At 45.2% G+C, this 23511-nt stretch carries 26 protein-coding genes; 14 read left to right on the top strand and 12 right to left on the bottom strand.

The window, feature by feature from the left end:
* Nucleotides 1-5 precede the first annotated feature (5 nt).
* Genes L5M71_RS18645 through flgB form a run of 5 tightly spaced genes read right to left on the bottom strand, consistent with a single transcriptional unit; the run spans nt 6 to nt 3420 of the window.
* A complete protein-coding gene (locus L5M71_RS18645) occupies nt 6-740 on the bottom strand; it encodes a flagellar basal body rod protein FlgF (RefSeq protein WP_263208945.1) in 735 nt (244 codons plus the stop codon).
* 14 nt (nt 741-754) lie between these two features.
* The gene (gene flgE / locus L5M71_RS18640; protein WP_113940823.1) at nt 755-1957 is read right to left on the bottom strand and encodes a flagellar hook protein FlgE; all 1203 of its coding nucleotides are present in this window, start codon (nt 1955-1957) and stop codon (nt 755-757) included.
* A gap of 22 nt (nt 1958-1979) precedes the next feature.
* Nucleotides 1980-2642 (bottom strand): flagellar hook assembly protein FlgD, encoded by a 663-nt coding sequence (locus tag L5M71_RS18635; protein ID WP_263208943.1) that lies wholly within the window; start codon nt 2640-2642, stop codon nt 1980-1982.
* A gap of 2 nt (nt 2643-2644) precedes the next feature.
* Nucleotides 2645-3061, bottom strand: a complete 417-nt coding sequence (gene flgC, locus L5M71_RS18630; protein ID WP_006083397.1) for a flagellar basal body rod protein FlgC — start codon at nt 3059-3061, stop codon at nt 2645-2647.
* A gap of 8 nt (nt 3062-3069) precedes the next feature.
* A complete protein-coding gene (flgB, locus tag L5M71_RS18625; RefSeq protein ID WP_113940826.1) occupies nt 3070-3420 on the bottom strand; it encodes a flagellar basal body rod protein FlgB in 351 nt (116 codons plus the stop codon).
* A 96-nt stretch (nt 3421-3516) separates the two neighbouring features.
* Between flgB and flgA the strand changes: the two genes are divergently transcribed.
* The 3 genes from flgA (at nt 3517) to L5M71_RS18610 (ending at nt 5084) form a co-directional block, all read left to right on the top strand.
* Complete coding sequence (flgA, locus tag L5M71_RS18620) at nt 3517-4254, top strand: flagellar basal body P-ring formation chaperone FlgA (RefSeq protein ID WP_131523391.1); 738 nt, start codon at nt 3517-3519, stop codon at nt 4252-4254.
* 100 nt (nt 4255-4354) lie between these two features.
* Nucleotides 4355-4636, top strand: coding sequence for a flagellar biosynthesis anti-sigma factor FlgM (gene flgM / locus L5M71_RS18615; protein ID WP_113940828.1), 282 nt, complete (start codon nt 4355-4357; stop codon nt 4634-4636).
* Nucleotides 4629-5084 (top strand): flagellar protein FlgN, encoded by a 456-nt coding sequence (locus L5M71_RS18610; RefSeq protein WP_028761850.1) that lies wholly within the window; start codon nt 4629-4631, stop codon nt 5082-5084. Before flgM ends, L5M71_RS18610 begins: the two co-directional genes overlap by 8 nt.
* Nucleotides 5085-5169: 85 nt before the next feature.
* On the opposite strand, the gene L5M71_RS18605 is transcribed toward L5M71_RS18610, so the two are convergent.
* The 7 genes from L5M71_RS18605 to L5M71_RS18575 are packed head-to-tail and all read right to left on the bottom strand — an operon-like array spanning nt 5170 to nt 11971.
* Nucleotides 5170-5595 carry a hypothetical protein gene (locus L5M71_RS18605; protein ID WP_263208940.1) on the bottom strand — a complete coding sequence of 142 codons (426 nt, stop codon included), beginning with the start codon at nt 5593-5595 and terminating at the stop codon, nt 5170-5172.
* Nucleotides 5573-6922 carry a FliI/YscN family ATPase gene (locus L5M71_RS18600; RefSeq protein ID WP_113940831.1) on the bottom strand — a complete coding sequence of 450 codons (1350 nt, stop codon included), beginning with the start codon at nt 6920-6922 and terminating at the stop codon, nt 5573-5575. Before L5M71_RS18600 ends, L5M71_RS18605 begins: the two co-directional genes overlap by 23 nt.
* Complete coding sequence (fliH, locus tag L5M71_RS18595; protein ID WP_113940832.1) at nt 6900-7610, bottom strand: flagellar assembly protein FliH; 711 nt, start codon at nt 7608-7610, stop codon at nt 6900-6902. The genes L5M71_RS18600 and fliH overlap by 23 nt, the downstream gene beginning before the upstream one ends.
* On the bottom strand, nt 7610-8596 hold the full coding sequence (locus L5M71_RS18590) for a flagellar motor switch protein FliG (protein WP_251073491.1): 987 nt from the start codon (nt 8594-8596) through the stop codon (nt 7610-7612). The genes fliH and L5M71_RS18590 overlap by 1 nt, the downstream gene beginning before the upstream one ends.
* A 16-nt stretch (nt 8597-8612) precedes the next feature.
* The gene (gene fliF, locus L5M71_RS18585) at nt 8613-10289 is read right to left on the bottom strand and encodes a flagellar basal-body MS-ring/collar protein FliF (RefSeq protein WP_219255430.1); all 1677 of its coding nucleotides are present in this window, start codon (nt 10287-10289) and stop codon (nt 8613-8615) included.
* A gap of 12 nt (nt 10290-10301) precedes the next feature.
* Nucleotides 10302-10640: a flagellar hook-basal body complex protein FliE gene (gene fliE, locus L5M71_RS18580; protein ID WP_261272829.1), complete on the bottom strand. Its 339-nt coding sequence runs from the start codon at nt 10638-10640 to the stop codon at nt 10302-10304.
* A 29-nt stretch (nt 10641-10669) separates the two neighbouring features.
* A complete protein-coding gene (locus tag L5M71_RS18575; RefSeq protein WP_263208934.1) occupies nt 10670-11971 on the bottom strand; it encodes a sigma-54 dependent transcriptional regulator in 1302 nt (433 codons plus the stop codon).
* A gap of 1062 nt (nt 11972-13033) precedes the next feature.
* On the opposite strand from L5M71_RS18575, the gene L5M71_RS18570 reads away from it, so the two are divergent.
* The 11 genes from L5M71_RS18570 (at nt 13034) to L5M71_RS18520 (ending at nt 23192) form a co-directional block, all read left to right on the top strand.
* Nucleotides 13034-13915, top strand: a complete 882-nt coding sequence (locus L5M71_RS18570; RefSeq protein WP_263208932.1) for a FliM/FliN family flagellar motor C-terminal domain-containing protein — start codon at nt 13034-13036, stop codon at nt 13913-13915.
* The gene (locus L5M71_RS18565) at nt 13908-14264 is read left to right on the top strand and encodes a FliM/FliN family flagellar motor switch protein (protein ID WP_263208930.1); all 357 of its coding nucleotides are present in this window, start codon (nt 13908-13910) and stop codon (nt 14262-14264) included. Before L5M71_RS18570 ends, L5M71_RS18565 begins: the two co-directional genes overlap by 8 nt.
* Nucleotides 14261-14995, top strand: coding sequence for a flagellar type III secretion system pore protein FliP (gene fliP, locus L5M71_RS18560; RefSeq protein WP_131523383.1), 735 nt, complete (start codon nt 14261-14263; stop codon nt 14993-14995). The genes L5M71_RS18565 and fliP overlap by 4 nt, the downstream gene beginning before the upstream one ends.
* Before the next feature lie 4 nt (nt 14996-14999).
* Nucleotides 15000-15269, top strand: a complete 270-nt coding sequence (locus tag L5M71_RS18555) for a flagellar biosynthetic protein FliQ (protein WP_006083412.1) — start codon at nt 15000-15002, stop codon at nt 15267-15269.
* 1 nt (nt 15270) lies between these two features.
* Nucleotides 15271-16050 carry a flagellar biosynthetic protein FliR gene (gene fliR / locus L5M71_RS18550; protein ID WP_168825895.1) on the top strand — a complete coding sequence of 260 codons (780 nt, stop codon included), beginning with the start codon at nt 15271-15273 and terminating at the stop codon, nt 16048-16050.
* Nucleotides 16047-17177, top strand: coding sequence for a flagellar biosynthesis protein FlhB (gene flhB / locus L5M71_RS18545; protein WP_263208928.1), 1131 nt, complete (start codon nt 16047-16049; stop codon nt 17175-17177). The genes fliR and flhB overlap by 4 nt, the downstream gene beginning before the upstream one ends.
* Nucleotides 17178-17192: 15 nt before the next feature.
* Nucleotides 17193-19274, top strand: a complete 2082-nt coding sequence (flhA, locus tag L5M71_RS18540) for a flagellar biosynthesis protein FlhA (protein ID WP_219235561.1) — start codon at nt 17193-17195, stop codon at nt 19272-19274.
* A gap of 390 nt (nt 19275-19664) precedes the next feature.
* A complete protein-coding gene (locus L5M71_RS18535) occupies nt 19665-20216 on the top strand; it encodes an NAD(P)H-dependent oxidoreductase (RefSeq protein WP_263208926.1) in 552 nt (183 codons plus the stop codon).
* A complete protein-coding gene (locus L5M71_RS18530) occupies nt 20213-21418 on the top strand; it encodes a NupC/NupG family nucleoside CNT transporter (RefSeq protein WP_219251938.1) in 1206 nt (401 codons plus the stop codon). Before L5M71_RS18535 ends, L5M71_RS18530 begins: the two co-directional genes overlap by 4 nt.
* 70 nt (nt 21419-21488) lie before the next feature.
* Nucleotides 21489-22214 carry a nucleoside phosphorylase gene (locus tag L5M71_RS18525; protein ID WP_263208923.1) on the top strand — a complete coding sequence of 242 codons (726 nt, stop codon included), beginning with the start codon at nt 21489-21491 and terminating at the stop codon, nt 22212-22214.
* Between the two features lie 261 nt (nt 22215-22475).
* Complete coding sequence (locus tag L5M71_RS18520) at nt 22476-23192, top strand: Crp/Fnr family transcriptional regulator (protein ID WP_263208921.1); 717 nt, start codon at nt 22476-22478, stop codon at nt 23190-23192.
* The last annotated feature ends 319 nt before the right edge of the window (nt 23193-23511 follow it).

Raw genomic sequence — 23511 nt, 5'->3', positions numbered from 1 at the left:
AATCCTTAAACATTGCCCAGCAGACGATTACCAGCCTCGGCCAGCTTTTCTGCACTTTTCATTAACTTAACTTGAATCTCAAATTGACGACTCAAATCCATAGATGCAATAAGCTCTGACACGGCCTGCACGTTACTCGACTCAAGGAAGCCACTATCCACTAACACACCTTCATCTTGTGGCACTGCTTGGCCATCACGACGATAGAGCAACCCATCTTGCCCCTTTTGCATTAAGGCAAAGTCAGGATTCACTAGCTTTAATCGGCCCACTTCCTCAATGATCCCGCCTTCGGAGGGTAAAACACTGACGGTGCCGTCTTCACCCACAAAGACATCTTTATGCTCAGGCAGCGCTATCGGCCCATCAACGCCTAATACAGGTCGGCCATCGATAGTCAGTTGCCCCTCGGCATTTGTCTCGATTGCGCCCGAACGGGTATAAGCTTCTGCACCGTCAACAGCCACACTGAACAAGCCACGATCGCGGATCGCTAAATCCAATGAACGGCCCGTAGGATTGATCACCCCACTTTGCTGGCTAAAACCACTACTCTCAGTCTGTGCCATAACCCTTGTGTTCAAACTATTACCTTGAACAGCTAAAGGCACGGCATTCACGCGCTCAAGGTCTGCTTTAAATCCTGCAGTTTCAGCGTTAGCCAAGTTATTCGCGCGAATACTTTGCGCCTCAAGAATACGAACTGCACCACTGGCGGCGGTATAAAGCATCTTCTCCATGTCAGTGTCTCTTCTTAAATGGCATTAAGTAATGCTTGTTGCATAGTCGAGTTCACATCGAGAACTTTGGCGTTAGATTGATAATTACGTTGTGCCGACATGAGGTTAACCATTTCAGCGGTTGTATCCACATTCGAGCCCTCTAAATACCCCCCCGTTACAGTGCCCATAGTGCCTGTAGATGGCGCCCCCATAATCGCTTGCCCAGCGGTATTTGTAGCCACCCAAGCATTGTTACTCACGGCCGATAAACCGTTGGGATTACTAAAGTTTGCGAGGACGACCTGACCCTGTAATTGATCTTGGCCGTTAGTATAAGTGCCATACAACATGCCATTGTCATCCAGACGCACGCCTTTCAATTCACCCGAGGTGTAACCGTCTTGAGATAAACTCGAGTTGTTGTATTTGGCGGCATACTGAGTGCTTTTATCAAAATTGATATCAAATTTAAGCGGTGATGCCCCATTACCCAATGTAAGGTCGAAGGTATCCTTTGTCGTAGTTGGATCTAAAATGCCTTTTGAATCAAATTTTAATGTTGTTTGGTCTGGCAGAAGAGTCCCATCCAAGGTGTAATTAACCGTCCACTCATTCGGCGCTGTTTTTACATAATACTGAGTCACCACATGCTCTGTACCCAAAGAGTCGTAGACACTGGTGGTACCAATAGAGTGATAACTATCAATATTTTTAGGATCAAATGGCACGGCTGGGACAGCTGGAGGAATAACATCGACTCTCGCATCGAGATTTGAAACCATGCTGACATTCGTTGTGGCTTTGGCCGCTAAAGAAGCCGTTTGTACCTGTAAATCACCCGCATTACCTGTTTGCAATCTTCCCGTCGCATTCACAGAATATCCCTGTAAACGATTACCGACTGGATCGGTTATAAAGCCTTGATTGTCCTTATGGAACATCCCTGCTCTAGCATACATGGCGCCGCCATCATTCCCCTTGAGAACAAAAAAGCCTTCGCCTTGGATCCCCATATCAAGCTGACGCCCGGTATAAGTTAAGCTGCCACCTTTAGAGAAGTTTTGGCTCGTTGACATCACGCCAACGCCACCCGCCTGACCACCATTATAAATTGATGCAAATTCACTACGGCCACCGCGAAATCCACTCGTCGATGCGTTAGCAATGTTATTACTGATAGTGTTGAGATCTTGAGTCGTCGCCTGTAAACCACTTAAAGCTATGTTAAATGACATCTTAATATCCTATAAAAATAATTTACGAAACTTCAGAAATATTGAGCACAGAAACAACTCCAACACCATGGCCCATTTCAGCCATCATCATGCCGGATGCACTGGAGAAATGGATTCTCTCGATCGGTGCCTTAATATACGTTGGCGCAACTAAACTATTTTCACCTAGTGTCGCCTTAGCTTTGATTTCATATTGGCCTGCAGACAACCCCAGCTCAGCAGGATCGATAGAGAACCGAACATCACCAACATCCTGAGCACCGAGTTGAATAGTGCTAACGACCTGACCTTGTGCATCGATAATTTCAAGATCTAAGCCTTCAGCTGCATTCTCTAAATACACTTTGCCTTCAACCGCTTCACCATCGAGCTGAAACTCAGACGCCGGCACCATGGCATTCTTACCAATTAAAGATGCCGACTGCACTATGCCCAAATTTTCCATCATGACCATTTGGTTTGACTGATTTTTCCGCATGCCCTCTAAGCTTTCGACCTGCGAAAACTGCGCTAATTGAGAGATATACTCAGCACTGTTAAGCGGTTTGGTGGGATCTTGGTTCTTGATTTGCGCGATCATTAAGGTCATGAATTCATTTTTTAATGATGCAGCATCATTCCCAGGTGCCGCTAATGCACCTGCAGGATTCTGAACTGAGTTGTTACCAGAGCGGGCCAATTCCATTGCTATTTATTCCCTAGCTGCAATAAACCTTGCTGCATAGAGCGCGCACGATTCATGATTTCAACACTGGTTTCAAATGAACGACTTGCCGCCATCATGTCGGCCATTTCTTCAATCGTGTTCACGTTGGAGTAGGCGACATATCCTTGTTCATTGGCAAAGGGATGATTAGGCTCATAGCGCATATCTAATGGAGCATCCGCCTGCACTATGTCGCTCACCTCAATCGAGGCACCGATTGCGCCTTGTTGAGTAGAATCATAAATAGTCGCAAATACAGGCTTTAAGGCTCGATAGGCCGACTCAGGGTTTTCAGCGGCAGTTCCAGCGTTAGCTAAGTTACTCGCGACCGTATTTAAACGTATGGTCTGAGCATTCATGCCAGCACCCGCTATTTGATAAATATCGCCAAATGACATACAGGCTCCTAACGACCTTCAATAGCAGACTTTAGACCGGCTATTTTCATGTTTAAAAATGTCAAACTCGTTTGATAATCCATCGCATTCTGTGAATATCTTGCCTGTTCCTTACCGAGTTCCACGGTATTATCATCGGCAGAATTTTGATAAGGCATGCGATAAGCGAGGCTGTACTCTTGATTCATCTGCATGCCTGCTTCAACTTGCTTCATGGCCGCTTTGAAATCCAAATCCCTCGCTTTGTACCCCGGTGTTTCGGCATTGATTAAATTACTCGCTAATACCTTGCTTCTCTCCACTCTAAAATCGAGTGTCTGAGGATGTATTCCTAATGCTTTATCAAGGTTGATAGCCATCTCAACTCCTAGTACTGTATGCGCAATTAATTTAGATGGTCGAGCAGCTTACAATTAGCATGCCAATATACTTACTCATATAAAACAGTTGGTTAAATGAAATCGCTATTGATATACGGAAAGTTCTTTTCCCTCACTTTCTTACTGAGCATAGGGTTACTTCCGCTCAATGTGCACGCGAAAGGGAAGATCACGGCGACAGAACAAATATCTCAGCAAATGACAAACTCCGTAGCCGCAGAGATAGCTAAGTGGCAACAATCGCAAGAGATAAAAAAAGTCAGCAAAAAAATCACACTGCACATTCCTTCCAGCACTGCCAAGCTAAAAACGTGTAGCACAGCGCTCCAAGTCGAGGCTGCTAAAGGGCTCCCATTCGGTCGGATCCAACGAAAAATAAGCTGTGCCTCTGAAGGCTGGTCACTCTATGTTCGGGCCAAGGTTGCTCTCAGCGCCTACATTCCTGTTGCCAACAAAACGCTTAAGAGAGATGAAGTTGTCACATCAGAAAATCTACAATGGCAAATGCTGCCCTTAACTGCGTCAGATCAAGACATTATTACTGATGAAAAACACATTTTAGGGCAAGCGGTTGCCAGAAAAATAATCAAAAACAAACCCATAAGAGCAAGCAATTTAAGTGCACCAGAACTCGTGAGCATAGGAGATGAAGTGATTATTGAAGCAGTCAGTGCCACCTTTTATGCCAATATGATTGGGATTGCTATGGATGCGGGTAAACAAGGTGATGCCATTAGAGTGAGGAATAGTAGTTCAGGGAAAATCATTACCGCCTACCCCATAGCTAAGGGGAGAGTTGAAACCCGTTTTTAACATTCAGGTCACCTGAGGATAAATTTAAAAATTTATTTTAGATTTATCCTATTTAGGTCGCCTATATCTAATATCTAGCCATTTATGACGATGAACATCTATGGAAATTAATAAAATTAGTAGTGCCTTGAGCACTGAGTTCAGCACGAGTAAGAGCGCTAATACGCCCAGAAAGCCCGTTGAATCAGAAAATCTATCAACGCCAACACGACAAGATATTAGTCACGACTGGCAATTGTTAGAACAAACCCAGAAAGAGTTACATACCATCTCCGACGTTGACACAGATAAAGTTGCTGCTATACGTCAGGCTTTAAGTAATGGCAGCTTTGAGCTGAGCTTAGATAAAATTGCAGATAAGATATTGATACAGCATGGATAATAGTCAAGTAAATAAGCGCGAACTTGTTCAAAGTTTAATTCGCGATATTCGTCAAGATCTTGAGGGATATAGTCAATTAAAATCAATGCTTAAGCACCAACGTGAATTAATGCAACGCAGGGATAATGATGCGCTCTTAGCCCATAACGAGCGTCAAACTGCACTGTGTAACAAGTTAGCTTTGAGAGCCAAACAGCGAAGCGAAAATCTCGCGACACTAGGTTTTAATAGTGACAATAGTGGCATGAGACGCTTAATCACGGCGCTACCTGATCACCTAAGACCGCAAATAAAAATGTCGTGGGACAACTTACAGCTCTTAGTGAAAGATAGCCAAACAGCCAATGAAACCAACGGCAGATTACTCGTAATACAGCAAGAAACGATTAACCGTATCCTGAATCAAGATGGCCAACACCATGAAATTGATTACGGTGCCAAACGCTAGTCAAACTGAATTATTGAGAGTTACCAAAGCCCTCGCTCATGGGACATAGTTTAAAAGGTGGCTCTCAGCTGTAATGACACAGCGCCTATTGGCCTTTATTCTTGTAATAGAAACCCGCCATATCATCAACAACAGCCTGTTCACGGCGCGCCACTTGTGCTTGCTCTTGTATATGTGTTTGTTTTTCAAGCCACTTCAAACCTTGCTGACGCCCTAATTGCTTACGCCATAGGCGATCAATGCGCAGTTGTTCCTGTTGTAGAAAAACCTCCTTTTGAGCTAACTTCACCCGCATAGGCTCTAACACTTGCGCCATACTTGCGGAATTTTGCCAGAGCAAAACATTTGAGCCCTCTTTCGCACCACGATAAGTCAATATCATTTGGGTTAAGGCTTGATTTTGTTGTTGATTTAGTTGGACGCTTAGGCTGGAATCATCGCGTTTTTGCCCTAGCTGCGCTAATTTCTTTTCAGCTTGAACACGTAACTTAGAGAGATGACGCTGGCTCATATCCCATAACTCCCATCAACTGTTCCAATTGCACTAAACTTTCAGCCAAATTGACTTTACTGTGTGTAGTCTGGCGTAAAAATCGTGCCATTTCTGGATACACTCGCACAGCAAGATCCATTTCAGGATCTTGGCCCGCTTGGTAGCCACCTAAAGGTAATAAGTCTCTGACCTCATTGTAACGACTCAAAAGATGTCTAAAGATCTGACTCTGTTCAATACTGCTAGAGGTCGCTATGTGCATGGCTAAGCGACTCACAGACGCATTAAGATCAATCGCAGGGAAATGTCCTTGCTCGGCCAATTTACGACTTAGCACTATATGGCCATCTAAAATAGCTCTCGCTGCATCTGCAACAGGATCCTGCTGATCATCGCCCTCGGCCAATACGGTATAAAACGCGGTTAGCGTTCCTGTCGGATGCTCACCATTGCCCGCCATTTCCACCAGTCTAGGTAACTGTGCAAATGCCGATGGCGGATAGCCTTTGGTTGCTGGAGGCTCACCTAAACTCAAGGCGATTTCACGCTGTGCCTGAGCATAACGAGTCAATGAGTCGACTAATAGCAACACTTGCTTACCTTGATCTCTAAAAGCACAGGCAATGGAGTGGGATAACCGCATTGCACGTAATCGCATGAGCGGTGTGGTATCTGCAGGGGCTGCAATAATCACAGCCCGTTTACGCCCTTCTTCACCGAGTGTTTCTTCAATAAACTCCCTGACCTCACGGCCACGCTCACCAATTAAGCCAACCACCACGACATCTGCTTCAGTAAAACGAGTCATCATGCCTAATAACACACTCTTACCCACACCAGAGCCCGCAAAGAGCCCGAGTCGCTGGCCTCTACCAATGGGCAACAAACTATTGATAGCGCGAATACCGACATCTAGCGGCTGCCGAATAGGCTGGCGCAGCAAAGGGTTGTAACTCGTGTGAGATTGCGGGACTTGTGAAACACCGGTTAAATCACCCAATAAGTCGAGTGGTTGTCCAAGTCCATCAAGCACCCTGCCAAGCAAACCATCACCAATAGCAATTGTTTGCTCATCCGTAATAGGCAGCACTCTGGCACCTGGCATCAAGCCCTGTGTAGGCTCAATCGGCATAAGGCACAATACGTCCCGATGAAAGCCAACGACTTCAGCCTCAATTAAACGACCATTTCGCCCTTCAATCTGGCAACGATCCCCCATGCCAAGCTGACAGCCAACAGCCTCAAGCAATAGACCATTGACTCGAATGAGACGTCCATAAACCCTTGCAACTGGAACCTGAGGCCAATCGTCATGAAATACATCAGACTCCAATCTCAGCCTCATTCAACTTGGTTTCAACCTGCTTCATGCAAGCATCGAGTCGTGTCTCGACTGAAGCATCTGCATCGGATTTATCACTCACAATTCGACAACTGCCCGCTGAAATACTGCTATCAGCGATGAGATTCCAGCCACGGATTTTATCTTCCGAGAGCTCTTTTAATTTAGTCACGGCACTCGGCTCTAAATGGATTTTGATATCCGCTTGATCATCGGGCAACGCACTCAAGGTTTCTTCAACGAGTTTAAGTATTTGTTGTGGCTGCAGGGTTAGCTCGCAGCGAATCACTTGTTGTGACACTCGGCGTACTAATTCAAGGATCAAATTTTGCTGTTCACGAACCTGCTTTGCATGACCGTCTTCGAGTAGTTCTCTCAAGGCACCTAGCGGTACAAGTAAACTGTTGAGCTGCTCATCGATGGATGCTCTACCCGCTGACTGCCCATCTAACCGACCTTGATGAAAACCAGCTGCATGTCCAGCAATGCGTCCTTCTTCTATGCCAGCCTCATAACCCGCACTCTTACCTTGAATAACACCTTCGTCATAACCCTCATCGAATGCTTGTTGATAACTTTGAAAATCACTGCCCGCATCGGAATTTGATTCAACCGCATCGTGTAATGCAGGAAAACGATAACGACGAGCGAGATTGGTATTTAGACGCCAACGAGAATGCTTGTTTTCCATTAAACAACGACCTGTTCTTCAAATAGCTGCAATTCAATTTCACCTTCTTGCATTAATTGCTTCGCCAGTTCCATTATCTCTTTACGCGCCCCACTCGCTCGGCTAACAGGTACACCACCTAACGCTTCTATTTGCGTTTCAATCGCTGACGACATACGTTTAGGCAAGGCATTGAGCAAGGCATCTTTTAATTCAAAATCAATGCCTTTTAATGCTAACGATAGGGTTTCAGAAGGTACTTGTCCTAATAAGGTCTGCAACGTTTCTTGCTTTTGTCGCCCAAGAATAATGAAATCAAACATATTATCGGTGACATCGATCGCCATCTGCTTATCATGGAGTTTGATCATTTCCATCAGTTGTTCTCTATCGCCTTCGAAGCGATTGAGGATATCGGCAACCTGTTTGACACCCGCCACTTGCGTGTGACTTTTCTCCATTGCCATCAACATACAACGCTCAACCAGTTCTCGCAGTTCCTCAACAACGTTGCGGTCTAATTCGCCAAGTTGCGCGATACGAACGAGCACCTCATCTTGGCTATCAGTGGGCAACATTTTCAGAATTTTAGCGGCACTTTCTGGTGGTAATAATCCCAACAATACCGCTTGCAACTGGCAGTGCTCATGGGTGATTTCACGGGCAAGTAATTGTGGGTCAACCCATTCGAGACGCTTAACGAGCACTTTAATCTCATCACCATAAATACTATCGATAAGACTTTTAGAGACTCTGTCTCCCAAAGCGATATCGAGCGTCTTTTGCAAATAGGACCGTGAGGCTCTGGCGATACCCGATTGTTCTTTATAGCGTTGGAAAAAACGGCTGAGTACTGCCTCGGCTTCTTGCTGGGTAATACTCGATAACCGCGCCATTTTATGGCTTAAGTGTTGCACATCGTTACGATCCAAATGCGCCATGACCATGGCAGCACCTTCTTCTCCCATACTCAGTAATAACATGGCCGCTTGGGCGTAATTGTCCATCTTAATTTCGATTGAATTATTCACCGTCTTTATCGCCTATCCAATGAGCTATCACTTCTGCAACACGCGCGGGTTCTTTGTTTGCGAGCAAGGCTAAATGCTCCATTTTAACGGTCAAAGGTGAGCCGGGCTCGGGTAAACCTTGACTGCCTAGCCAGTCGGCACTCGGTAACTGATGTGCTTGATTTGGTAAAGTATCGGCGGAATGCCCATCGAGTGCAGCAGCGGAAGCGGCACTTAATGCAACGGGCTCAATTCTAGGCGCGGTAATTTGAGCGGTTCGGGTCAAGTGCTTAACCAGCGGCCTTAATACGAACAAAATAAGTCCAAAGCCAAGGATGCCGCCTATGATGTAGCGTAAATAAGCTTGGTAATTTTCTGATTGCCACCAAGGTGACGGCGTAAATTCGGCAGCGACGGTTGGGGTAAACTCAAAGGCATTAATGGTAAAACTATCACCTCTCGCCGCCGAAAAGCCGATGGCATCCTTAACCATATTGCCAAACTTAACCAGTTGGGCCTCTTCATTAAATGCTCCTTGACCCGTAGCACTATTAATAAGCACTGAAACTGAGAGGTTTTCGAGCTGCATTTGTTGATAACGAACATGACGCACAGAACGACCCACGTCATATTGACGACTTTCTTCCTGCTTCAAATTACGGGTCTTATCATTCGTCGCCTCTTTGCCTGCTTGGGGTGGCTTATTACTTAAAGCTCCGGGAATTCCCGCGGCAATACTATTACTTGAATCATCGACACTCGTACGCTCTTGAGTCACGACATTTTGCGGATCGAGTGACTCCTTAGTTTCTTCCACCTGATTGAAGTTTACTTTTGCAGTCACCCGCACTTGGAAATTATCTTGACCAAGCACAGGCTCGAGCATAGAGGCGGCATTAGCCACTAAGCTATTCTCAAGTTCACGCGTGTACTGTAACTGCTTGTTTCTAGACTGGCTAAGGTCTTGATTGCCTGAAATGTTCTCACTTAAATATCGACCATCTTGATCGACAACTTTGATATTACTGGCCGTTAGTCCAGTCACACTGCCAGCAACCAAATTAACAATAGCCTCAACTTGTGTTTCAGAGAGTCGAGTATTCGGGTCTAGCTGTAGCATGACGGAAGCCGTCGGCAGTTCAGGCTCCTGACGGATAAACAGAGTTTGTTTAGGTATCGCCAAATGAACTCTTGCGGCACGGACCGACTTTAACGACATGATAGTGCGAGCTAATTCACCTTCTAAACTATGGCGATACTTAGCTTGTTCCATAAATTGACTCGTGCCGAGCGCGGTATTGTCGAGTGCCTCCATACCCGAAGGTACTTTCGCTTTTACCCCTTTTGCGGCCAAAAGCATACGCGCATTACCGACTTGCTCTTCTGCAACGAGGACTGCCCCAGTATTAGCCTCGAGGCGATAATCAATGCCTTCTGCATCCAAGACATTTAACACTTGAGAGGTATCGACATTTTCTTGGCTGCCATATAAAGGTCGATACCCTGCAGTAGCAGTCCATAACATCAACACTATGACACTAGCGACAACCACCGCAAGTAAAGCTAAGGCGATAACTTGACGATCACCACGGTTAAAACGATGCCATTTTTGGGTCATGCCAGCAATGAATCCTGACGAAGATTCAGTCCCGGTAATATCCTGACCTGATTGAACAAAAGTGGTAGACATTCACACAATTCCTTAAATAGGCATCTTCATTACATCGTCAAATGCTTGCACAAGACGATTACGAATTTGGAGCATAGTCGCAAAGGACAAACTGGCTTTTTGCGAAGCCACCATAGCACCGACGAGGTCATCACTCTTACCACTATCGACTGCAGCCATCGCCATAGAGGATTGGTTCTGATCTTGGTTAACGGCAGAAACTTTACTTTTAATTAACTCAGTGAATGAGCCATAAGCCATACCATTGTCGGCTGGATTTGAAGTGATGTTGATCGCACCTTTAGCCACTTCACGATGAATATTTAAGGTTTCCATCAACATACTTGAGCTACCAATCGCTCCATTAGACATATTTCATTCCTATTTACTTTTTGATTGCTCTACGCTGCTTGATCTAATAACGTTTCGATATCAATCCCTGCTTCTCGCATTTGTACGAGACGATATCTTAAGGCTCTAGTCGTCATCCCTAGCGCCTGAGCACTTAACGTGCGTTGTCCATTAAAACGTTTAAGTACATCAATAATATATTGAAATTCTGCCTGTTGTTTTGAAGCTTTAAGCCCTTCTGTCGCGCCCAAAGGCTCTAACTCGAGCGTTTCTTCTTGAATGTTTAATCCAAGTTCAGCAACTTGAATTGCCTGACCTCTGCGCATCACTAATGCACGCTGAATACAATTTTCGAGCTCTCTAACATTTCCCGGCCAATCATAGGTCACAAGCACTTGCCTTGCGTGCTCACTGAAATAGCAGCGACTTGCGTTATCAGACTGACCATATAAACCTAAAAAATGCTCAGCTAAAGGGAGGATGTCAGCCTTACGTTCTCTTAAAGGCGCGATTTTTAAAGGCAACACATCTAAGCGGTAGAACAGATCTTCCCTAAAATGACCAAACTCAACGGCCTGTCTTAAGTCGCGATTGGTAGAAGCAATGATCCTGATATCCAGTGGAATAACATGCTGCCCACCGAGTCTTTCGACTTCACGCTCCTGTAACACCCGAAGTAATTTTGCCTGTAACGGCAAGGGCATTTCACCAATTTCATCGAGTAATAAAGTGCCGCCATTTGCCTGCTCAAATTTGCCTGCTTTATCGCAAATAGCGCCAGTAAAGGCGCCTTTAACATGACCAAATAAGACAGATTCAAGAATACTTTCAGGGATGGCGGCACAGTTAATCGCAACGAAAGGCTTATGAGAACGAGAAGAATGGCGATGAATATAACGAGCAAGCGGCTCCTTGCCGGTACCACTTTCACCCAATAATAAAACACTGGCCTCAGTAGTTGCAGCCCTATGGGCCAACATCAATAATTGCCGACTAACAGCAGCCGATACAACCAAACTAGAATCAGGTAACTCTAAACGGCGTAAACGTTGAATTGAGGCTAGCAGTTGCTCGGTTTCTACAGGAATTAATAGATAATCTTGTACACCAGCACGCATTGCCGCCGCGGCCAACTCACCTTGTTCTGGCGCTAATAACGCGACAATATTACGGCAAGGAAAACGGGCAAGATAAGACTTTACATCACACGGGCGACAATCTGATAAGTTAACGACTGTGAGCCAAGGCGATTGCATTGCATCATTCCACAGATAAAAATCTTCCTGTGCTATCGAGCATGCAAGTTCAGCAGATATGTTTAATCCTTCAATCCGTATACTTAGGCCACCCACTCGCCAACTCCCTCTCGTTTACAGTACATTAAATAACACCTTTATTTAGACCGATTAAGTATCTGTGCATGAATGTATATAAAAGCTATTACCGCTAATGCGCTATCATCTCGATAGAATGAGAGACTAATTACTAAGCCTCTTAAACAAATCAAGAAAAGACGAAACACAGGCTGAGGAAGAAAAACTTCCGCAACAGATATAAAAGCACGGACAAGACTCGTCACTCGATAACTAACATTCGCAACCCATAAAGGAATACCACTGTTTTAAATCAGGCAGAGATGTGTTCTTGCACAATTATCAATAGAAAATGTGACCACCAGCAACATTTAATGCGCCATATTCAAAAAATAAGCTCCCATCAATTTAAATTGCAGTAAAACACTTGGAAATATAAATATTACCTGTAAAAAAGTGATACATATAACTTAGGACTGACTTATACCAAATATATTTGTAAAATAACATATCATAATGATAAAAATACAACGCCGTTAGTTTTCATTATGATGAGAAACTTGGGGACTACGCCTTTTGGTTAAATAAAGTGCAGACCGATAATTACAAAAAACGATAAAAATCAAAAACAAAAACAAAACCCATACAAATCCATCATTAATGGTAAACATGTAAGCGCTAGCATTAATACCTTTACGCCAGAATATCGACAAACGTCAAAATAACACCTGCCCGACTATTTATTGACGCTGAAATATAAGACTAAAAAGCATTAATATCTTCTTATACAATCTCAAAATAAACATTTTATTTACAAACTCCGTTGGCCTAGAATTCTATTCACATATATTTCAGCTTTTCTTATAATTATTATTGAATACTTTAGCGTTATTACCTTATCATCCTCGTCGTTTAAAACAGCTTTCAACCTTATGATCATGTGATAGGACGCTTAACTGTTTTAAGAAATTCATTAATCCTTAACGATAAAGAAATAAAAAATTAGGCTCTCTGTTTGTGTATGTTTTTCATACACCAACTGAATCGCGGAGGTCGCCAAGCAGTATTCTAGCGGGAAAAATACGTTTAATAGGAAGTAAAATGAAGACGACAGCGAAAGCTAGGCTTATAAAATCAAATTCTGATGAAATAATTAGACCTATTATGCTAGTTCAAGAAAAGCTAGCAAGAACGCGATTATTGCAACAGCTAGAAAAGCTACATCGTCCACTTATCGATGCCATAAATAATATCCTATCTCCGCTACTAAGACAGGGTCATCCCGCTGTTTCAGGGTCAACGTTAACAGAACCTAGAACACCTGTCGTTCCAGAACATTGCTATGCATGGTTTGTATTAAAACATCATCAAAATACCCTCGGTTATTGGAGAATTGATCGCTGTACGCTCGATCAATTGGCGAGTAATTATTACGGTAATACCTCAACACCATTAAGTTCTCCTTTGAGAACCCCCAGCCAATCTGAATTTAGGTTAGCCAAAAAGTTGCTACTTTCCGTGGTGGTGGAGCTACCTAATAGCACGATCGTAACCAATAATCTTGAAGTTGAGCTTATAAAAGGCCATATGCCACTCGCAGTATCGGCAGTATGGTCGTTCAATTTTACCAATGGCCCACTAACCCCTCCAATGCTCTTTTGCTTAACTGAGCATTTACTGGGGCATCTGGCCGAACAGCCTAAGAAATCTGAAGTATCTGCGGATTTACCCGCAAAACTAGCCGTCTGGCTAAAAAGTCTCCCCATAAAAATGCAGCTGACATTAGGGCAACATAGCATCCCGGTGCAATCACTCAGTCAGCTAAAAACTGGAGATATTTTACCCATTAATTTATATCCAAAAACGTTGTTATCAATCGGAAACACGACTCTATTCCATGCCTCTGTGCATAGTCATGAAGGACAAATGGTAGCGAAATTGACTCAAGATGTTTATCAAAATGAGGAGCAGGACATTGGCTGAACAATCTATTTTATCGGATGATGATTTTCTATTAGAGGACGATATTTTCTCTGAAAACGCATTTTCAAAACCAGATAACCGTAAGGTGAAAAAAAATAATAACTTTTTCCAACAACTTCCCGTACAGGTCACCCTTGAACTCGCCAGCGCTGAGATGTCTTTGGGTGAGTTAAATCGGATGGGTGAAGGTGATGTTATTGCACTCGACCGTATGGTGGGTGAGCCGCTGGATATTAGGGTCAATGGAGCCTTACTCGGAAGAGGTGAAGTTGTAGAAGTGGCGGGCAGATATGGCGTACGTTTGCTGGAAATAGAGAGCATTACTCTCGATGGGACAAGTAACGAATGATAGTTCGGGTATTGTTACTGGCGATTCTATTGTTTGCTCCCCAAGCCCTCGCATCGGAAGGACTGACCTTATTCACACTGGATAGCGCTCAAGACAGTCAAGCAGTTAACATTAAACTCGAAATTTTAGCGCTCATGACGGCCATTAGTTTCTTGCCCATCATGCTGATGATGCTAACCAGTTTTACTCGTATTATCATTGTATTAGCAATTCTCCGACAAGCTCTCGGACTACAACAAAGTCCCCCAAACCGAGTGCTTGTTGGGATAGCATTAGTACTCACTATCTTTATTATGCGCCCAGTGGGAGACAAAATTTATAAGGAAGCTTATTTGCCCTATGACCAAGGTAAGATCGAATTGATGGAGGCTGTCTCAATAGCCAAAATCCCTTTAACTCGATTTATGCTGGCGCAGACAAGAGAAACTGATCTTGAGCAAATGCTGAAAATAGCTAACGAACCCACACACATGAAAGCAGCAGAGGAAGTCCCCTTTTTTGTCCTTATGCCCGCATTTGTACTGAGTGAACTCAAAACAGCTTTCCAAATTGGCTTCTTACTTTTCTTACCTTTCTTAGTTATCGACTTGGTTGTCGCAAGTGTCCTCATGTCTATGGGGATGATGATGTTGTCACCGTTAATTATTTCTCTCCCATTTAAACTGATGGTTTTTGTATTAGTCGATGGTTGGGCTATGACGGTAAGCACCTTAACCGCAAGTTTTGGGTAGCTAGATGGACATCAATGAACTGACCTCGCTCTTTGCTGACTCAATGTTTCTCGTCATCATCATGGTTTCTGTGTTGGTGACACCGGGACTCATTCTAGGCTTAATCGTTGCGGTATTTCAGGCTGCGACACAGGTCAATGAACAAACCTTGAGTTTTCTGCCAAGGCTTATCATTACTCTACTTATGGTTCTGTTTTCAGGCCATTGGCTCATACAACAGCTAAGTGATTTATTTGACAGGCTGTTTATGAATATTCCTCATATTATCGGTTGATATGCTTTCCCTCACCTCAACCGAACTCAGCATGTTAATCGGCAGCCTTTGGTGGCCATTCTGCCGGATCATGGGGGCATTTATGATAATGCCCTTGTTAGGTAATTCTTATGTGCCTGCAACAGTAAGAATTTTTCTTGCCTTAAGTATTGCAGCGCTTATTGCACCTATGCTGCCACCCGTTCCCGCTGTCGATGCGCTCTCGCTTGGATCATTATTTTTAGCCATAGAACAACTACTGATTGGATTTATGCTCGCGCTATTTTTAACCATTTTAATCCATGTGATGACCATGCTTGGCACTATTATGTCGATGCAGATGGGTCTAGCGATGGCGGTGATGAACGATCCTGCTAATGGCGACACCAACCCCATTCTCAGTGAATGGTTACAAATCTTTGGTACCTTGATTTTTCTGGCTCTTGACGGTCATTTAGTCGGGCTCAACATCATTGTTGATAGCTTTCGTTTATGGCCAATTGGGAATGGGATTTTTGACTTACCGCTAATGGGATTGGTTAGTCGAATGGGCTGGCTATTTGCTGCATCGCTGATGCTCGCCATACCCGCAGTACTCGCTATGTTAATGGTTAACATCACTTTTGGTGTATTAAGCCGCGCTGCGCCGTCATTAAACATCTTCTCGCTCGGGTTTCCCATGACCTTATTGATGGGCTTGATTTGCGTCTTCCTTTCGTTAAGCGGCATTCCAACTCGTTACAGTGATCTGTGCTTAGACGCATTAACTGCAATGTACCAATTTATCGGAGGGATCTCATGAGTAAAACGCCCCAAGAAGATAAAACAGAAGAAGCTACACCGCAGAAAAAGCGCAAAGCGAGAGAAGAAGGCCAAGTTCCACGATCTAAAGATCTTGCCTCCGCAGCACTGGTTGTTGGTTGCTCTGCCATGCTGACCAGTAATGCGGATTGGTTTGCGACGAGAGTCAGTGGATTAGCTAAATACAATATGCTGCTCACCCGAGCAGAGTTAGATCAACCAGACATCATGATGCGCCATCTTGGCGCCAGCCTAGTCGAAATGCTAAGCATCTTAGGGCCACTATTCATCATGGTTGCTCTGTTGGCCGCAGTTGCAGGAGCCTTACCTGGGGGGCCGATATTTAATTTTGGAAATGCTAATTTTAAGTACAGTCGTATCGATCCTCTTGCCGGTGTCGGAAGAATATTTTCCGCTCAATCTCTTGTTGAGTTACTCAAATCATGCCTAAAGATTGTGTTACTGATCGGAATTATGTTGGTTTTCTTGAATGGTCACTTACAAGAACTACTTAGCTACAATCAACGCCCTATTGATGAAGCAGTTCGTGATGGCATCAATCTACTGTCGCAAGGCATGTTTTATCTTGGTACTGGGCTGCTCGTGATCGCCTTTATTGATGTGCCTTACCAATATTGGCATAACAGCAAAGAATTACGTATGTCACGTCAAGAAGTAAAAGACGAGCATACCCAGCAAGAAGGTAAGCCAGAGATTAAAGCTAAAATCCGCCAAATACAGCAACGAATGGCTCGCTCTCGGGCAGATACCACCATTCCAAAAGCGGATGTTCTCTTGGTTAATCCTACTCACTATGCCGTGGCATTAAAATACAATCCTGACTTAGCGGATGCGCCTTACGTCATCACTAAAGGCACCGAAGAACTCGCCCTCTATATGCGAGAACTCGCTAAAAAACATGATATTGAAATTATTGATATCCCACCGCTCACGCGGGCTATTTATCATTCAACGCAAGTCGATCAACAAATACCCAGTGCCCTTTTTATCGCCATAGCGCACGTATTAAGTTATGTCATGCAAATAAAAGCATCTCGTAAGGGCTTACAGCAGAAACCTGACCCTTTACCACATTTTTTTATTCCCCCTAATTTACGTCACGATTAAAGGATTGCTTAACCTATGAATTGGCTTTCTCGCACCTTTTCAGGAAATTACAGCTATATCGGCATTCCCGTCATGCTGCTCGCTATTCTGGCAATGGTGATTTTACCGCTGCCTGCATGGCTACTGGACATTTTGTTTACATTTAACATCGTCCTTGCCGTCATGGTGCTGCTGGTGAGCGTATCGATCAGACGACCGTTAGAGTTTTCTGTATTCCCAACCTTATTGCTCCTTGCGACCTTAATGCGTTTAACCTTAAACGTTGCATCGACGCGCGTAGTACTCATTGAAGGTCATGAAGGAGGCGATGCTGCGGGTAAAGTGATCCAAGCCTTCGGTGAAGTCGTCATTGGCGGAAACTATGTCGTCGGTGCTGTTATCTTCTTAATTCTAATGATTATTAACTTTGTTGTAATCACTAAGGGTGGCGAGCGGATTTCTGAAGTATCGGCGCGATTTACATTGGATGCCCTACCGGGTAAACAGATGGCGATCGATGCCGATCTCAATGCTGGCACACTCACACACGAACAAGCCAGCCTACGTCGCCAAGATGTCGCCAGAGAAGCAGACTTTTATGGTTCCATGGATGGAGCCTCAAAATTTGTGAGAGGGGATGCCATCGCAGGACTCTTGATCTTAGCCATCAACATTATTGGCGGGATCAGCATAGGCATCTTTATGCATGATCTGGGTGCTACAGAAGCCTTTAAAACCTATGCGTTATTAACCATTGGTGATGGTCTAGTTGCACAAATTCCATCATTACTACTCGCCACTGCTGCCGCAATTATTGTGACTAGGGTATCTGATGCAGAAGAAATGCCGACCCAATTGAGTCGACAGTTACTGGCTAACCCGAGAACCTTAGCCACTGCAGCCATTGTGATGGCGATTCTCGGTATCACCCCAGGCATGCCAGCACTGGTATTTTTATCTTTTGCAATACTACTAGGCTTTGCTGCGTGGAAACAAAACCAGAATAAGGCCTCCTTTACTGAAGAGAAAACTGAAGAACTCATAGAAACTAGCCTGACAGAACCTTCAGCGCCAAGCTGGGAATCCCTGCCTTTTACCGACATCATCGAAGTACGATTAGGCTATAGATTGGTTCATCTAGTCGAAAAAACGAAAGGAGCAGAATTACAAAAACGCCTAACAGGGATCAGACGTACCCTTTCAGAACAAATCGGATTTCTGCTATCGGAAGTGAGAGTGCGCGACAATTTAGCCTTGGCACCACATGCATACCAAATTAACTTTATGGGCACTCAAGTGGCTATCGCCGAATTAGAGCCTGATCTACTGTTAGCAATAAAAAGTGGTCCTGTATACGGCAAAATTGATGGGATTTTAACTAAGGAACCCGCTTACCAAATGGATGCGATTTGGATTACGCCTGAACTAAAAGCCAAAGCACTCAATTTAGGTTATTCGGTCGTCGATAATGCCACGATCATTGCCACTCATGTCAGTAAATTATTACGTGAGTCTCTGCCTGAATTATTGCAACATGATGATATTATGCAATTAACTGACAGGCTCAGTAAGCAAGCCCCCAAACTGGCGGAATCACTCAGTACCTGTTTAACCCCCATTCAGTTACTCAAAGTTTTCCGCTTGTTACTCAAAGAGCAAGTGCCGCTAAAAGACATACGCACCATAGCAACGACCTTACTGGAATGCAGCGAGCAAACCAAAGATCCCGTTCTACTCGCCGCCGATGTGCGCTGCGCTTTACGCAATAGTATTTTGCATCAAATCGCAGGCAGCAGTCCGCAGTTGAATGTACTCACTCTGACCGCAGAATTAGAACAGACTTTAATGACAGCGTTAAATCAATCGCAGCAACAGGGCCGAGTAGCATTGGATAGTTTCCCTATCGAACCTAATCTACTGGCGCAGCTACAACAAAGAATGCCCCAATTACTCGCGGAGACAAAAGAGAAAGGCTATAACCCTATCCTACTTGTTTCTCCACAACTCAGGCCTTTCCTCGCGCGTTATGCATTAGCCTTCGCCCGTGGACTTCATGTTTTATCCTATAATGAAGTCCCTGAAACAAAAGAACTTATGATTGCGGGACAACTCGGGTAATCAAACGCATTAAGCCCTATCGCTTTATTAAGTTTTCATTGTGCAAGAAGCATCAATGACAGAATGCTAACCAGCGTTCGACATTGGTGCCACATGCACTTAGCACTATTTTACGCAGTCAGGATGAAAAGATTGGAAGCTGAACTTAGCGCTTAATAAACGTTAGCATTTCGGTATGACCCGACATTGCGCTTATCACTTCATTCATTTTTACATCGGTATGTTAATCACATTTTCACAATAGTATGAGCTGCATCAGGTGCTAGGAGACAAATGTCCTCTGGCATTCCCTCTTCCCTCCCTATAATCCACGCCATGACTTCGTAACTCGGTGCTTGAGCCTCTGGTTTTGGCTGCATGGCGGCACCGTTTCCTCTCAGGAGCTAGCTAATGAACATACTCGTGCTAAACGGGCACCCCAACTTAACCCAGTCTGTGGCCAATGCCAGCATACTTGCCCTTGAGGCTGAGCAACTGGGCTGGCATATCAATTCAGTGGCTCAGTTTGATGGGGATATAGCCACGGAGCAGCGACTGTTGCTTGATGCCGATGTGATTGTGGTGCAATTCCCGCTCTATTGGAGCACCTACCCCGCCGTGCTCAAACATTGGATTGATGAGGTATTTACCTATGGTTTTGCCTTTAGCCCTAATGGTAGCCAGCTCCAAGGTAAACCTGTCCTGTTTTCTATCACTGCGGGGGCGACTGAGGACTCCTACAGCGAAACAGGCTTTAACTTTTTACCCTTTAACGTATACCAACAAGCTTACGAACACCCATTTCGCGCAGCCGCTGTCGAGATTATCGATACCATTATTAGCTTTGAGATGAACTCCACTGCCGCCGAAGGTGGTAACAAATCCAACACCCTTTCCCTTGCAAAGGCCCACGCTGAGCGTGTGATTGCAGCCATTAATTCATATAAGGACCACTCAGTATGATCCAGTCCATCCTCGGCATTTTTGTACTCTTAGGCGTAGGTTTGCTGTTTTCTGACAACCGCCGTTTGATCAGCTGGCGTGCCGTTATCGGTGCGTTTGGCATTATCATCGCGCTAGCTTTTTTTGTACTGGCAACCGAGATTGGTGCCGATGTGCTGCTGGCCGTATCGAATACCGTAGGCAAAGTCTTTGGTTATGGTACTGAAGGGATTAAATTTGCCTTTGGCAGCTTAGTTAATTTCAGCGTTGAAGGCATAGGTTTTGTCTGGGCGTTACAGGTATTACCGCAAATCATCTTTACTGCCGCACTCACCTCTTTGCTGTACTACTTAGGCATTATGCAGTGGTTTGTTTTAATTATTGGCGGCAGCTTGCAAAAGGTGCTCGGCACGTCACGGGCGGAGTCAATGAATGCGGCGGGCAATATTATTCTCGGTCAAACCGAAGCACCGTTACTGATCAAGCCCTACCACCGCGTTCTCACCCGCGCGCAAATTTTTGCGGTAATGGTCGGTGGATTGTCTTCGATTGCAGGCTCCATTTTAGCGGGCCTTGCGGGGATGGGCGTTGCACTTAACTATCTGATTATGGCTTGCTTTATGTCAGCTCCAGCGGGGTTGATGTTCGCTAAGTTGCTTATCCCAGAAACCGAGCCAACCGTTAATGAAGTGCCAGAATTACCCGATGATGAAAAGCCCAGTAGCTTTATTGATGCCATAGCCAAAGGCGCTATTGCTGGAATGGGAATCGCTGCCATCGTCGGCGCAGTCATTATTGCCTGTATTGGCCTCATGGCCTTGTTGAACGGCGGATTGGGCGCAATTGGTGAACTGTTTGGCATGCCAACCTTAACCGTGGATATGATCCTCGGCACCTTATTTGCGCCAGTGGCATGGTTGATTGGTATTCCTTGGGCCGAAGCAAGCACTGCAGGCGCCTTCCTTGGCCAAAAAATCGCCATGAACGAGTTTGTTGCCTTCGCCAATATGGGCAATGTGGAACTCTCTGCACGTAGCAATGCCATTATGACCATTGCCCTTTGCGGCTTTGCCAATATCGGCTCAGTGGCCATGGTGTGTGGCGCCCTGAGTCAAATGATACCGCAACGCGCGGGGCTGATTGGTCAACTCGGGATGAAAGTACTGCTAGCGGCGACGTTAGCAAACTTGATGAATGCTGCAATTGTCAGTTTGTTTATCTAAGTTTTCCCTTCGCGGTAGCCCGATACCATTCGGGGCTACCGCCAAGCTAAGTAATTGATAAAGGTCAACAATGAGTATTCAACCCCATATTCTCGTCGCGCCCCATCAAGTCAGTGAAAAAGCCGTCGTCTGCGGCGAACCCAATCGAGTCAACCGCATCGCGGCGCATCTAACGGATGTCGAATCCTTGGCGGATAACCGCGAGTTTCGACTGATGCGTGGCCGTTATGGCGACACTATAATCACCGTTTGCAGCACAGGTATTGGTGCTCCCTCGGCGATCATTGCCCTTGAGGAACTGTATCAATGCGGTGTTAAACAACTTATCCGCATCGGCTCCGCCGGTGCGCTACAACCGCAGATAGCGATAGGTGATGTGATTATTGCCGAGGCTGCAGTGCGTGATGATGGCGGCTCTGCCAGCTATGTAAAGCCCAGCTTTCCGGCTTGCGCCAATCATCGTTTGGTCGGCAAACTGCAAGCATACTGCGCGCAGTATCATATTATTGCCCATAGCGGCGTAGTGCGCTCCCACGACAGTTTTTATACCGATCAAGAACAGGAGCTCTGCCACTATTGGCATCGCCAAGGCGTGCTCGGGGCCGATATGGAAACCGCTGCGTTATTCACCGTCGGCCGACTGCGCCAACTTGAAGTGGCAGCGATACTAACCAACGTAGTGCTATTTGAGCAGGATGTTAAAGCAGGAGTTAATGACTATGTTGCATCGTCCAAAGCAAGCGCCCAAGGTGAGCAACATGCCATTTTAGCCGCACTCAACGCACTGTGTGATTAGAGCTTGTTGAGGTTAATAGCAGTAAGCCTTGCCGATAAATGCATCCAGATAACGACCAAGTCATCCTCTTAATGGCGCAGCCAATGCGCCATCATTCTCACTAAAGTTCACATTCAACACCGACCTGTCATAACACACGTTTGCAGCGTCACAACAACGGCGACACACAATGCGAACGACCATCTACCGCCGCCAAAGTGCCAGCCCTCACGCAGGGATTTACATATTTTATGATCGAATGAGTATCAATCTTGCAGCGAAATGCGTACCTTAATCGCATCAATATCCACAACTATCATCAACATGCAGTTACATCCTGAACTCTCTAGCCGCTTTGGCGACACATTAAGCGAGCAGCGCGAACTCTTTAAGCAGGCCTTATTTCAGTGCCAAACGGCCAGCCGCCAATTTGCCCCCGGTGATATCATGTTGCAACAGGGGCAAAATGTGCGTGAGCTTTATGTCGTGTCCGTAGGAAAAGTCGCCATGTATACTAGCGCCCATAATGGTCGGCGCTTTCAGTTAGGTGAGCTAAATTGTGATCAGCATATTTTTGGCGAAATTGAGTTTTTTACCAAACTGCCCTGCCAGTGGACAGTGATGGCCGAAGATCAGATGGAAGCCGAGGTAATTTGTGCCGCCAAACTGCAGCAATGCGTAGTCACTCAACCGCAACTAGCGCTCTTTTTTGCCTCAGCGCTGGCATGGGATTATCAAGACTCAATGGCAATCTACACCAACCGCCTATTGCACCCCATCGCCGTCAATATCGCCCTCGATCTGCTACAACGCAGTCAAAACAATATCGCCCTCGGAGCCTTTAACAAAGTCGAGCAAGAAGCCGAACGCTTTGGCACCAGCAGTCGCGTCTACCGCCGCGCACTCAACTCCCTCATTGAACTCGGCCTTGTCGAAAAACGCGATCAGCAGGTGCATATTATCGACCCAAAGGCGCTAGTAACTTTTATTGCGGAGTAGATCAAAAGAATGCTGCATCAAGCATAGGGCTATGCAGGGATTCATAGGCAAACCACCCAATTTGCATCAGCTTTGCCATCGACAAACTGCATCAATCAGCACATTTATCGTTAAGGGCGATAAATCCAATCCTAAATATGGAGAGCCATAATCCGAGCGGGTGGAGCTAAAAAATGTTAGATTTTGATAATAAATGAATCAGACTTGCCTAATCTGGTTCACGCCCTGAACACCGTCATTTTGCGTTAGCTTTGGGCTAACACGTTTTATGCCCTGTCGTTAGCGGCCAAGTTAAGTTGTCAGTACCGCGGCGTCGTAG

Origin of the sequence: Shewanella sp. SW1 (assembly GCF_025653545.1) — a bacterium.
Classification (GTDB): Bacteria; Pseudomonadota; Gammaproteobacteria; order Enterobacterales; family Shewanellaceae; genus Shewanella; species Shewanella oncorhynchi.
This window is presented reverse-complemented; position numbering and strand designations above follow the sequence as displayed.

Excerpts from the sequence above, each read along its gene's own strand:
- L5M71_RS18645 (WP_263208945.1), bottom strand. The coding sequence starts at position 740 with ATGGAGAAGATGCTTTATACCGCCGCCAGTGGTGCAGTTCGTATTCTT.
- L5M71_RS18605 (WP_263208940.1), bottom strand. The coding sequence starts at position 5,595 with ATGAGCCAGCGTCATCTCTCTAAGTTACGTGTTCAAGCTGAAAAGAAA.
- flhA (WP_219235561.1), top strand. The coding sequence starts at position 17,193 with ATGAATTGGCTTTCTCGCACCTTTTCAGGAAATTACAGCTATATCGGC.
- flgB (WP_113940826.1), bottom strand. The coding sequence starts at position 3,420 with ATGGCTATCAACCTTGATAAAGCATTAGGAATACATCCTCAGACACTC.
- L5M71_RS18635 (WP_263208943.1), bottom strand. The coding sequence starts at position 2,642 with ATGGAATTGGCCCGCTCTGGTAACAACTCAGTTCAGAATCCTGCAGGT.
- L5M71_RS18610 (WP_028761850.1), top strand. The coding sequence starts at position 4,629 with ATGGATAATAGTCAAGTAAATAAGCGCGAACTTGTTCAAAGTTTAATT.
- L5M71_RS18600 (WP_113940831.1), bottom strand. The coding sequence starts at position 6,922 with ATGAGGCTGAGATTGGAGTCTGATGTATTTCATGACGATTGGCCTCAG.
- flgA (WP_131523391.1), top strand. The coding sequence starts at position 3,517 with ATGAAATCGCTATTGATATACGGAAAGTTCTTTTCCCTCACTTTCTTA.
- fliF (WP_219255430.1), bottom strand. The coding sequence starts at position 10,289 with ATGTCTACCACTTTTGTTCAATCAGGTCAGGATATTACCGGGACTGAA.
- flgC (WP_006083397.1), bottom strand. The coding sequence starts at position 3,061 with ATGTCATTTGGCGATATTTATCAAATAGCGGGTGCTGGCATGAATGCT.
- L5M71_RS18570 (WP_263208932.1), top strand. The coding sequence starts at position 13,034 with ATGAAGACGACAGCGAAAGCTAGGCTTATAAAATCAAATTCTGATGAA.
- flgM (WP_113940828.1), top strand. The coding sequence starts at position 4,355 with ATGGAAATTAATAAAATTAGTAGTGCCTTGAGCACTGAGTTCAGCACG.
- L5M71_RS18535 (WP_263208926.1), top strand. The coding sequence starts at position 19,665 with ATGAACATACTCGTGCTAAACGGGCACCCCAACTTAACCCAGTCTGTG.
- fliH (WP_113940832.1), bottom strand. The coding sequence starts at position 7,610 with ATGGAAAACAAGCATTCTCGTTGGCGTCTAAATACCAATCTCGCTCGT.
- L5M71_RS18525 (WP_263208923.1), top strand. The coding sequence starts at position 21,489 with ATGAGTATTCAACCCCATATTCTCGTCGCGCCCCATCAAGTCAGTGAA.
- fliE (WP_261272829.1), bottom strand. The coding sequence starts at position 10,640 with ATGTCTAATGGAGCGATTGGTAGCTCAAGTATGTTGATGGAAACCTTA.
- fliP (WP_131523383.1), top strand. The coding sequence starts at position 14,261 with ATGATAGTTCGGGTATTGTTACTGGCGATTCTATTGTTTGCTCCCCAA.
- L5M71_RS18590 (WP_251073491.1), bottom strand. The coding sequence starts at position 8,596 with ATGGACAATTACGCCCAAGCGGCCATGTTATTACTGAGTATGGGAGAA.
- flgE (WP_113940823.1), bottom strand. The coding sequence starts at position 1,957 with ATGTCATTTAACATAGCTTTAAGTGGTTTACAGGCGACGACTCAAGAT.
- L5M71_RS18555 (WP_006083412.1), top strand. The coding sequence starts at position 15,000 with ATGGACATCAATGAACTGACCTCGCTCTTTGCTGACTCAATGTTTCTC.
- L5M71_RS18530 (WP_219251938.1), top strand. The coding sequence starts at position 20,213 with ATGATCCAGTCCATCCTCGGCATTTTTGTACTCTTAGGCGTAGGTTTG.
- L5M71_RS18520 (WP_263208921.1), top strand. The coding sequence starts at position 22,476 with ATGCGTACCTTAATCGCATCAATATCCACAACTATCATCAACATGCAG.
- fliR (WP_168825895.1), top strand. The coding sequence starts at position 15,271 with ATGCTTTCCCTCACCTCAACCGAACTCAGCATGTTAATCGGCAGCCTT.
- flhB (WP_263208928.1), top strand. The coding sequence starts at position 16,047 with ATGAGTAAAACGCCCCAAGAAGATAAAACAGAAGAAGCTACACCGCAG.